Genomic DNA, 10,954 nt, shown 5'->3' on the forward strand with positions numbered 1-10,954 from the left:
AGATTAAGACTAAAGGTAAGGTTACAGCAGGTGGGTATGTTGAATTTTAATACCAGCCTTACAATTTTATTTTAGCCTCTTCTTGCCTAAAACTGTCGCTTTATCGTCAATATTGCGACATATGTAGGAGGATATCTTATAAGAGGTTATGTCCTGCCCAAGAGGTGTTTCCATAGAAGTAAAATTCAAGCTTTTTCTCGCATTCCTCTGGAATCAGCTCTTCGGGGATAGCACCATCAAGGTATAAAATGCATAAAAACAGAAGATTCCTTGAAATAAAATTTTGGGGAGCTCTTTTATCTGAAAGCATCTTAAGGGCCTCGCATAAATGCTCTGCTGCATTCTTTTTATCCTTCTTCTTTAAAAGGATGCAAGCGATCTCAAAGTGACTTTTGGATATCAAACCCCAGAGCCATGGCCTATCAGAGAGGGGTTCTAGTACTTCAAGGGCCTCTTTATATTTGTCCATTGCTTCATCAAGCCTTCTCCTCTTAGATAGGGTATCTCCGAGGTTGTTCAGCGCTGCCGCAAGATCTGGGAGATATCTTTTGTCTATGCTAACAAGCTCTTTGTATATCTTGATAGCTTCGGTAAGTTTGCCTATTTATTTTTTGTCTTAATTATCGTATTTTAACGATTATGGCTTATACTAAGGTTGAAAACAAAATACTAGATAAAATCCTGACCTCAAACTTCACTAAAAGACAGCTAAAGATTCTGCTTTTCATAATTCGCTTCTCCCATGGGCTGGGAAGAAAGTATGATGTTTAAAAAAAGAAGGACTTCTATTTTGCAGTTACGCGCAGCGCGCAGCTTTTGGATGCCCTGAACCTTTACTCAGTAAAAAATAACTATCAAAAGTTTCAATAAAATAAGGCTATACCCAATAAATTTATTGGGTTATGGTGATCGAGTGATGCCTAAGAAATTTCATGTTATCCGGCTTTTACATACCTGCATTTTCCCATCAGGATCTTTGAGAGCATAATTTCATCTATCTCGGCACAACAGGAGTTTATAACCCTAAAACCATAAGAAAAGAGTTATGTTTTTAGAGGCTTTCCTTTAATACTTGAAGGTATAAAGTCTCAGACAAATACTAGAAGCTTCCGACCTTAGTCATGAAGTAGCTTGTATAGGATCCAGCATCCTGCTAGAGATAGAGATTGAATCTTAATTCAGAAAAACTACATGCCTTAACTATCTAATTAATGATGGACTTTTTTAATGCTTGAAAATTTCTCTAAAAAGAACAAGATTTCACCATTTTTCTACAATCCTCAGAAATAAACTCTTCAGAAATCCGATCAAGAAGTTCCTTACAGAATGGCAGAAGTCTATTTAAAATAGAGGTTGTAGGAACTCTTTCATCAATGAGCATTCTAAGAGCCTTGCATAAATGCTCTGCTGCACCTCTTTTATTCTCCCTTTCAAGAAGGATTGCGGCAATCCAAACTTCAGAAAGGATTGCTCCTCTCTTTAAAAAGGATTGCGAATCTCTTTCGGATAAGTCTCTTTCAGATAAGAGACCCCAGAGCCAAGGCCTATTCGATAGAAGTTCAAGTATCTCTAGTATTTCTTTGAAGTCATCCATAAAGTTATCAGGCTCTCCTCTCCATGAAAGGAGAGCTTGAGAGACTCCCCCTAGCTTGATCAGAACTCCTGCTAGAAGCAAGGAGTAGCTCTCATCTATCGAGGATAAATATCTGCAGATTTTCTCTGCCTCTTTTAACTTCCTTATAGCATCATTTGATATTCCTTTGCCATAAAGAGCTACTCCTAGGTAGTACAAAACTTCTACTAAGTATAAAAGGAAATTCTTATCTATCGAGGATAAGTGTCTATATATGCTCTCCGCTTCTTCGAGCTTCTCTATTGCAACGGAGAGGTTTATGTGAGTTTTTCTACGCCCAAAATACTTCCTTAAAAATGCTTCCTTAAAAAGAGCTATCCCTAGGTCACGTAAAACTTCTGCTAGAAATGGAAGGTAAAGCTCTCCTAGAAGCGGGTGGTAATTCTTATCTATTGAATAGAAGTGTCTATATATGCTCTCCGCTTCTTCGAGCTTCTCTATTGCAACATCGGATAGATAATCTCCATGAATTCTCTTCTCTAAAAGGGCTCTTCCCAGCTTAGTCAGAACCCTTGCTAGAAGCAAGGAGTAGCTCTCATCTATCGAGGATAAATATCTGCAGATTTTCTCTGCCTCCCTGTAATTATCTATGGCGTGAATGAGTATTCCCTCACAATAAAGGTCATTTCCTAGGCTATACAGAGTCTCTGCTGTTGCATGTAGAATCAGAACTCTTCTGTCTTTCCATTCATCCTTTTTCTCTATCTCTAAAACATTTTCCGTGAGATCCGGAAAGTTTTCGAGAGCTCTTTTAACAAGCTTAGCAGCATCGTCTGGTCTCATCTCATTTATACTGTTAAGTGATTTGCTGCATGCTTCTCTGACAAATTTCTCGACATCATAAGCCTCTACTCTTCTTATCGCATCTATATCCTTGATTATTGAAGCAGCCTCCTCTGGAACGTCTTTTCCTGTCATCAAGTCCCTGTCTATCTCATGTATTATCCCGAAGGATCCGTCAAACTTCGCAAGAAGTCTTTCATATATTCCATCCCTTTTATCCCTTTCATCTCTTTCATCCCTCTCATCCCTCCTGAGGCCAGGTATTTTAGTTTTCAACATCTCCTTTAGTATATCGAGCTGGGTAAAGTGAAGCCGTCCTGTCCTAGTTTTGGCAACACAGTAGAGCAATGCAATTGCGAGATCATCTCCACAGTCTCTTATTGCCTCAGCTCTATAAACATAGGCGTTCTCAGGAAATTTTAAGGCATCTTCCCTACTAATTTTCCTCCCTTTGTAATTATCAGCTATATACCGCAAGTACACCGGTATGGGATCCTTTTTCATCACCTCATCAACAGCCTCCTCCGTATACTTCACATTATTTGCTTTGAGCATAGAGATGAACATCTCCCTCAGCTTTGGCCTCTGATCCTCAGGCTCTATCTTTATCTTATGCCATCCTCTGGGATTCTTCCACTCGGATTCCCTAGCAGATGCTATAACTGGGGTTGTGCAGATCTCAAGCTTTTCTAAAGTTTTCTCCTTGGCCCCTATGTTGTCCACAACTAGCACGCCTTCCCCCCTTATTCCCGATGTCCTGAGCTTTATTCCCTCGCTCATCAGGCGTAAGCAGGCCAGATACAGAGCGGTTGTCTTCCCAATTCCTGGATCGCCTACTATACATACCTTCTCCCTTTCCTTGATGTATTCAACTGCTTTTTCTATCTTTTTCTTTAGCCTGTCGCTTACAACAGGTTCTCTCACCTTTACCCATTCCATATTCAGCTTTTTTATGAGATCATCCTCATTTCCCACATACTCTGGCTTGATGTATTCAACTGCTTCCTTTATCTCCACAAGCTCTTTCTCTATTCTATCAACCCTATTCTCGAGATTTTCCAGCCTCCCCTTGATATCTGGAAGCTCCTTCTTAAGTTCGTTGACTGCCTGATATATCGCTTCAAGATATCCTGATTTCTCCCTCCCCAGCTCCTCTAGAAGCTTCTCATCTATAAGCTCACTTACCAGTTTAGCTAGGCTCTCCCTCACATCCTCATCCTTTTTTGCCATCTCGAATATCTCTCTCACATCCTCCTCGCTGTATTTCCTTGCACCAAGCTTCCTTTTTATCCTCTCCGCTAGCTCCTCCCCCAGAACATCCTCTAGAAAGGACAGGAGCCCCGAAGCTCCAAGGGCTTCAGAAACCGCAATGTATGGGGAGGCAAGCAAAAACGCTGCTGAAAGGGTTCCTTTGACAATTGCCTTGCTTATAAGGTCCTTCAGCTTGTTCCTCACTTTCCCCTTTGCCTGCTCATCCACACCAAGCCTGACAGGTGATAAAATATAACCCTACCTTTTTTAAAGAATAGAATATTCTTCTGATACCAGAGATTTCTGGGGGCTGAGGAAGCTGCATAAAAGGAACCCAATAAATTTATTGGGTCCTCCTCTCAGCAATTTATAGTATAATCAAAGTTTATATTATAATTTTAAATTTCTTGAAACATATTGTTCCCAAAAGATTCTCACATCTTTATAACCCTTAACATTATCAGAAGAAAGCTTTTTTATTAGCATCGAGCTTTATTTTGTATGAGCGCTGCTAGGAAGATACTTCTTGCGCTCGTGATTGTGGTAATCCTGTTTCTTCTGTTGCTGATAGCAGGAGCCCTGACATACAAGCCAGCATTTGAGATCAAAGGCATTGGAATAGTTGATCACGATGGGTATCCATGCTTTAAGATCCCGTTCAAGACCAGCAACTATCCGGTAACTTTCCGCCTTCTCACAAAGGATGGAGAGCTCATAGATACCTATGTGGCGGATAAGCCCGAGGAAGTAGTTTATCTCCACCTAACTCCATTTAAACCCTTCACCAACGTAATAGGACCAAAAAGCTATGTGATAAAGGCTTTTTATGGGGATAAAGAGGTATACAGCAGTAGCTTTGATGTAAAGGGAGCAAAGGCTGACCTAAAGATAAAGGATGTCAGTTTTAATACATCCATCTTTTCACTAGATCTGAGAAAGCTCACTCTAGAGGTGAGAAATGAGGGGGACGTTCCCCTGTATCTGACACTAATTCCGATAAACATCGAGCTTTATTTGGACGGTTTACATGAAGCATTTGCCCCTTATCCATCAAGTTTGGCAATAGAGCCAGGAAACACCTCCAGTCTCAGCTTGGAGCCCGTTGCCTTAGCAATAGATCCGAATTATCTTGATAAAGAGCACAGGGTGGATGTTGTGATACCTAACGTAACGAGAACATCCTACATTATAGAGCCCCTAAAACCAGAGCTGAGGATAGAAAAGGTGGGATTGAGTCCCTTCCTCGATAAATGGTCTCTGAACAACATCACTCTGATAATCTCGAACAGAGGAAAGTATCCGATAAACATCAGATGGCTTAAGATCTATGTGAATGAGGAGCTTAATGCTTTGTGGACTCCTTCTATCGAGGTAATAGGACCGGGGGAGGAAAAGAAAGTGATATTAAGCCTTGCTGCAATTACATCAAGGCCCTTCACGTTAAAAGTAAAGCTTGGAGCAACTGAGGTTTCCTACTCTGGCTGATCTTCTAAAAATCCTTCTTCTATCGATTCAGCAGATAACTATAAGTCTCTTTCAGCTATTGTAAACACAGCATTCAACCTGCTCTCATCCTATGTTGGGATAAAAGAAACTTTCCCAGTTCCTTCTTTCTGACAAGCTCCCTCAGCAGGGCCATAACTGGATCCTCCAGCTTCCCCACTCTTCCAGGCTTCTCTTTCATCTCCTCCTCGATGGATTGAATTAGCTCATCTACAATCTCCTCTAACGTAAGTACTTTTATCCCTTCATTTTCCAGCATGCATACAGCTTCCCTTGGATAAGGATCCTCCAAAACAACTGTCCTAACTATCCTTGATTGCTTAACGCTTTTGGCAAATGTAGATCGATTTTTTATGTAGTCCTCTGCCTTTTCAAACCAGTTCAGGATCTTTGAGACACTTTCCTCCGCCTTCCTCTCTCCTAAAAATGCCTTACACTGAACTATGTGAAGTTCCTCCCCGTTGAAAGCTAGAACATCTATATCGCTCCAGCCACCGACCTTCTTTCCTGTCTCCTCACGAAGGAGGTAAAAGAGGTGATCTATCTCAACAAAGAACCCCTTTCTCCAGTAATACCTAGCAACAAGCTCCTCAATCTATGAGCCCAATGCATCACCATGTTTTTGATTTACTTTCTTTCTATTTTTATAAAATTTTCCTGAATCCTGATTCTAAAATACCAGAACAAAAGGGCCACCACCATGAGATTCCATTATATGACATTACGGTTAGTGATTACTTGAATTGTTCAAGTTTTCTGCCTTAGGCTTCTCCTCCTCACCAACCAACTCCTTCATCAATCTTTCCAGCCTTCTTTTCAGCTCCTCTTGCTCTTCTTCTCTTGTTATTAAGAAATCATAAAATTGTTTTGGTGTAACTATCTCTATTTTTTGACCTTCATCCTGATATCTATCCAGTAATCTAGCTCGATTTATGCCCTCAAGAAAATGGCGATCCGCTGTCACCAGAAACACTTTTTCATGCCTTGAGGCTGCAGCAAGGGCTATTTTAAGAATCTCTTTGTCCTCCTCCTCTGCCAAGCCGACATCATCGACATTGTAATGTTGAACTCGAGTTTTCTCCAAAATATGGAACTTAATGCCCTCAAGTTTTCTTAATTTAGTACCTTTCACAAGCATCGGTAAAATTCTGTGAAGACTTGCTTGAAAGGGAGGAAGCGGATGATGGTGTTCCAATTCCGGTTTAACTTTTGTGTTGTAGACTCTAATTAGATGTGATGAAAGGTAGATAACGCAGTTGAGCTTGTGGAGCATAAATCCAAGCTTTTTTATCGCCTCCTTCATCTCCTCCGATTTCTCACCACAGGGTATCAATGAGCTGCAATCTAGCACCAGACCGAACAATTAAATCGCCTTAAAAGAGGTGGGTTATCAGCTCTTCTATGTCCGGTAGGCTCTCTATCGTTCCATCTTCATATACTTTGATCTCAGAAACCTTAGTCCATGGATCGCGTTTGAAATAACACACTTTAATCTCCTCTGGCCTCAGAACTTTCTCCGTTATGAGCTTTCCCATTGTGATAGGAGGTATATCGGAGTGAGTTGTCATTATAAGCGTGAGCCTCCTATCAAGCACTCTTTTCACTATGCGCTCAGTGAATTCCCTCACCATTAATGGGTTCTTGTGGATTTCAGGCTCCTCTATCACGACCAAGCTGTTTTCAGGGATCCTTTGCAGCATTGAGTCGGATATGCTGAAGTCGAGCAATCCATCAGGGGCTAGTTCCACAGGAAGTTGCAACTTGATATATGGATCTTGAATAGTGAGTTCTATTAGAGAAAGGAGCGGGTGAATTGTCACCATGTAAGAACCCATATCCCTCAGCCCTCCCTCCGCGGACTCGGGCCGAAGTCCTGTCAGAGCCCTTATATAATCGAGGGTAAATAAACCAAATGGGGGTAAAATGGGAAGAGTCTTGAGCAATTCAAGCATGCCTCCGGCAAAACTCCCGATGAAAGCGGCCTCTGGCCTACCTTTCAGCTCACCTATTATTTTTGGCAATAACATCATAAGTTGAATATAATTAACTCTTTTAGAAGGAAGCAGGAACTCATCCGTCCAAGGGGAGCTTGAGGGCCTATTTACCTCAAATTTCTGCTCCTTTAGCTCCACAGAAAACTCTGAGCTGTTTATTTTGATGGATACAGGAAATTGAGGCTTATTTTCCACCAATCTGGCGATTTTATCAAAGCCGCATCCATATAATTGGGTTGCCAGATACTGGGGATCGTAAGCTCTGGATTTAGAGGCGAAGTAAATAGCATAAGCTAAGCTCGATTTACCGGTCGAATTTGGGCCTATAAACACGTTTATCCTCGACAGTTCCAATTCCAGATCCTCAATACAACGCCAATTTACCACTCTTATCATCTAATCCCCATAATTATCCAAGCCATCACTTAAATAATTTTGTGAAACTGCTCCATAAATCCTTAACTGTTTCTTTTTTATATCAATTATTTGTATCTTAGGATCTGTCGCTCGTCTGGAAATATAATTTACATCATCAAGAAAAAGCTAAAATAGGGAAATTCTAATAATCCAGATTAATTCTTGGATTATCGTTTAGCCTCTCTGAAGAGAATGATGCCATCCAAGCTTTTATCCCATCTGTCATTTAAAGAACCCATTCAGATTCCTGACATACATAAGATAGTTATAAAGGAGGCCTCCTGACATCTTCTCTATGGATTCAGCGTTCCCGACAACTATCAGCTTCCTCCTAGCTCTTGTAAACGCAACATTCAGCCTGTTCTCATCGGAAACAAAGTCCATGTTTCCCGTGCTTGTAATGCTGAATATTATGACATCCTTCTCCCTTCCCTGAAATGAGTCAACTGTGTTGACCTCAAGCTTCTCATCCTTTAGCTCCTCAGCTATCCTGTTTCTCTGAGCTTTGTAAGGCGTTATTATCCCCATCCTCTCGCTCCTTATCCCAAGTCTTTTCAATGTCCTGGCTATGCGGACAACTGCCTCTACCTCAGCCCTGTTTGCCCTAGATCTCCCCTCGACAAAATCCTCTCCCCTGACATCCAGGAAGACAACTGGAATATCTGGGTTGAGGAACTCCATCTCCCTAGGATAATTCCTTATCTCAAGCTTTATCCCGTCGCACTCCTTGACAGGACTTATCATCCCGTTGTACACATATCTGCATGAGAAGTTTATTATCCTGCTGTTGCTCCTGTAGTGCTTTCTGAGCCACACTTCCCCTTTTCCGTAAAATTCCCTCATCAAGCAGAATGCACTCAGCTTCTCAACAAGCCTCTTATCCCTGATGGACTTGAAAACAGGTAGGAGCTGCTTGTGATCCCCCACAAGAACCCATTTCCTCGCTTTTATCATCCCAAGAAGGGCTAGTGTTATTGATGCTTGGCTGCACTCATCTATGAGGACTGTGTCGAACCTCTCCAGATGAAGAGGGGGCATATTCGATTTTATCAGAGTTGATCCCATTATCCCAGCTTTCTCCACAAGCTTTTTGCTCTCATCGACAAGCATCTTGTTTCTCTCCTTGTATAGATCTCTGATTCTCTTTATCTTCCCCTTTATAGTCCCCTTTAACTCATTGTACTTCTCCCTTGAGACCCTCTTCCATTCCTCAGCTAAACCATGAAGCCCCTTTATCTCCTTTTTCAGCTTGGATATCTGGCTCTCTATCTGCTCAAGCCTAGATCCAAGGGCTGTTCTAGCCTTGTAGCTGAGAAGATAAGGCCTTATCCCTTTTAGAACCCTCTCAGGCCTCCCGACCCTGAGGGAAATCTCCACTGGAAGGGCCTCTAGTGCATTGTCAACTGCCCTGTTTGTGTGGGATGTTATTAGAACTCTCTCTCCCCTCTTCCTCAGCTCAAGAGCTGCCTTTGCTATGACCCTAGTCTTTCCAGTTCCTGGAGGGCCGACAACAATTAAAAGCTCCCTATCTCCTAGGCCCAAGATCCTCTCAACAGCCTCTATCTGGGATTCATCCAGCTCGATCTTTCCGGTTGAATCAAGTTTATCCGATAGGCTTATCCTCTTAGTACCTGTATTTCCTCCTCCGAATAAGCAGAGAACTGCATCCCTCTCAAGATCATCTAGTTCATCGTTCAGTATCCTGTCTATAAGGGATATCTGGAGATCGTATCCAACAAGGACCTCCCCCTTGCACAGATCAATTGACTGTCCCTCCTCAAGCCCGATCTCCCTGTTTGTCCCAACTGTTATCACAGTTCCCTCCGCCAAAACCGAGCCAATTGGCTTAACATCCCCCTCCTGAGTTATGCAGCCGATAATATCCCCCTCTCTGAACATTGGAAATTTGCACTCAAGCGTAACAAGATCCTCTGTCACATCCAGAACCCTAGCCCTGACCCTGTCCTCATAGGCCTCCCTTTTCTCAACTTCTCTCTCCCTTCTTAAAAGATCCCTTATGCCGAGGAGAAATTTCCTCTCATCCTCAATTGGACTTTTGCTCATCGGAATTTCTTACAAAGTTTAAATATAAGGTTGCATTAACGTTAAATATATATCCAAATGTTGAAAACTTAGCGATCGATAAAAGACATTCGGATCGCTTGACCAGCTTCTGGCCTTGTAAATGCTGAATAATGGTGCATGGAAAGTTTTTGAATAGAGAATGGAAATCTTTATTAATAAAATCTGAGCTTTATGAGCAGAATGGATCTCAAAGAGGAGGAAATCCTGAGAGAATTTGTTAAAAGAGGGATCTTAAAGGGAACGTTCTTCATGGATGTCGGTATCGGCACAGATGATTACTGGGGCGTAATCGATGCAGTCTTTGTTGAGAACTTAGAGCCTGAAGCTGAACCCCGAATCATGAAATCAAAATGGTGGAGAAAGCTGCAAGATGACATAAAGAGGAGGACAAAAAGGATTCTGGTGATTGAGGTTAAAGAAACCCTCAATTATGAGGCATTAGGGCAGATAATGGTCTATAGATACCTGTTTCCTAAAGTCTGGGGATTTCCGACTGTCGATTCCGCAATACTCTGTAAGAAATCTATTAAGACGCTAGAGGAGATTTGCAGAGCCAATGATGTTCTTGTGTTCAGGATATGAGTGGCCTTCTGCCGTTAAGAACAACTTTGTGCAAACAATGGCATACCCTTAAAGGTGAGCAAGCTAGCTTTCTATTTCACAGATGGTAAATTGAGCCCAAAGGCATCTGATAGCTTGTTGAAAACCCGCTTAAAATTTTGTTCGGACATCCGCTTCGTCTGCACAGTAGCGCATGTATATCCTGTTTAAGCTCTAATAATTTATTTTCAGGAGCAGTTAACTATTTAAATGATAAAAGCGAGTTTGATCGATGAGCTCTCAGCTCAAGCAGAGATTCCTAAAGCTTCTAAAGGAGGATGAGGAGTTCAGATACGCTGTAGCTGGACTTTTAGGCCTAGAGGAGATTCTGAAAAGGCTTGACAGACATGAGGAGCAGCTTGTTAAACTTAGAGAGGATATGAATAAGTTAAGGGAGGATATGAACAGGGGATTTGAGCTTATAGAGAGGAGGATATCAGCCTTAGGGGCGAGATGGGGCCTTCAAACTGAGGAGGCTTTCAGGGAAGGCTTAAAGGGAATAATGGAGAAGGAGTTCGGTGTAAAGGTGGAGAGATGGGTTGAGAGGGATAAGGAGGGAATGGTTTACGATCATCCAAGTGACATAGAAGTGGATATAGCTGTTAAGGATGGAAAAACCATGCTAATAGAAATATCTTCTCATATAAAGGCATCTGATATACCAATTTTCAGGAGAAAAGCCGAATTC

At 41.8% G+C, this 10,954-nt stretch carries 10 protein-coding genes; 4 read left to right on the forward strand and 6 right to left on the reverse strand.

Going from position 1 to position 10,954, the window contains the following annotated elements; all coding sequences use genetic code 11:
• Positions 1-136: 136 nt before the first annotated feature.
• Positions 137-604, reverse strand: coding sequence for a tetratricopeptide repeat protein (locus D6D85_RS17250; RefSeq protein WP_373695750.1), 468 nt, complete (start codon positions 602-604; stop codon positions 137-139).
• Between the two features lie 35 nt (positions 605-639).
• Between D6D85_RS17250 and D6D85_RS17255 the strand changes: the two genes are divergently transcribed.
• Positions 640-771 carry a replication protein gene (locus D6D85_RS17255; RefSeq protein ID WP_125672312.1) on the forward strand — a complete coding sequence of 44 codons (132 nt, stop codon included), beginning with the start codon at positions 640-642 and terminating at the stop codon, positions 769-771.
• Between the two features lie 472 nt (positions 772-1,243).
• Here D6D85_RS17255 and D6D85_RS12165 read toward each other — a convergent pair whose 3' ends face one another.
• Complete coding sequence (locus D6D85_RS12165) at positions 1,244-3,895, reverse strand: hypothetical protein (protein WP_125672313.1); 2,652 nt, start codon at positions 3,893-3,895, stop codon at positions 1,244-1,246.
• A gap of 273 nt (positions 3,896-4,168) precedes the next feature.
• Between D6D85_RS12165 and D6D85_RS12170 the strand changes: the two genes are divergently transcribed.
• Complete coding sequence (locus D6D85_RS12170) at positions 4,169-5,152, forward strand: COG1470 family protein (RefSeq protein WP_125672314.1); 984 nt, start codon at positions 4,169-4,171, stop codon at positions 5,150-5,152.
• A 73-nt stretch (positions 5,153-5,225) separates the two neighbouring features.
• Here the strand turns inward: D6D85_RS12170 and D6D85_RS12175 are convergent, their stop codons facing one another.
• The 4 genes from D6D85_RS12175 to D6D85_RS12190 all read right to left on the reverse strand — a co-directional run bounded on the left by D6D85_RS12175 (position 5,226) and on the right by D6D85_RS12190 (position 9,645).
• Entirely contained in the window at positions 5,226-5,429 is a 204-nt protein-coding gene (locus tag D6D85_RS12175) for a hypothetical protein (RefSeq protein WP_125672315.1), read from the reverse strand.
• Between the two features lie 468 nt (positions 5,430-5,897).
• On the reverse strand, positions 5,898-6,533 hold the full coding sequence (locus tag D6D85_RS12180) for a hypothetical protein (protein ID WP_125672316.1): 636 nt from the start codon (positions 6,531-6,533) through the stop codon (positions 5,898-5,900).
• 10 nt (positions 6,534-6,543) lie between these two features.
• Positions 6,544-7,560 (reverse strand): AAA family ATPase, encoded by a 1,017-nt coding sequence (locus tag D6D85_RS12185; RefSeq protein WP_125672317.1) that lies wholly within the window; start codon positions 7,558-7,560, stop codon positions 6,544-6,546.
• A gap of 243 nt (positions 7,561-7,803) precedes the next feature.
• The gene (locus tag D6D85_RS12190; RefSeq protein WP_125672318.1) at positions 7,804-9,645 is read right to left on the reverse strand and encodes a DEAD/DEAH box helicase; all 1,842 of its coding nucleotides are present in this window, start codon (positions 9,643-9,645) and stop codon (positions 7,804-7,806) included.
• Between the two features lie 201 nt (positions 9,646-9,846).
• On the opposite strand from D6D85_RS12190, the gene D6D85_RS12195 reads away from it, so the two are divergent.
• Together D6D85_RS12195 and D6D85_RS12200 are read left to right on the forward strand one after the other, a co-directional pair.
• Positions 9,847-10,248 (forward strand): hypothetical protein, encoded by a 402-nt coding sequence (locus D6D85_RS12195; protein ID WP_125672319.1) that lies wholly within the window; start codon positions 9,847-9,849, stop codon positions 10,246-10,248.
• A 250-nt stretch (positions 10,249-10,498) separates the two neighbouring features.
• On the forward strand, positions 10,499-10,954 hold a 456-nt coding region (locus D6D85_RS12200), incomplete at its 3' end, for a PD-(D/E)XK nuclease family protein (RefSeq protein WP_125672320.1).

Origin of the sequence: Candidatus Methanodesulfokora washburnensis, assembly GCF_003947435.1 — an archaeon.
Classification (GTDB): Archaea; Korarchaeota; Korarchaeia; order Korarchaeales; family Korarchaeaceae; genus Methanodesulfokora; species Methanodesulfokora washburnensis.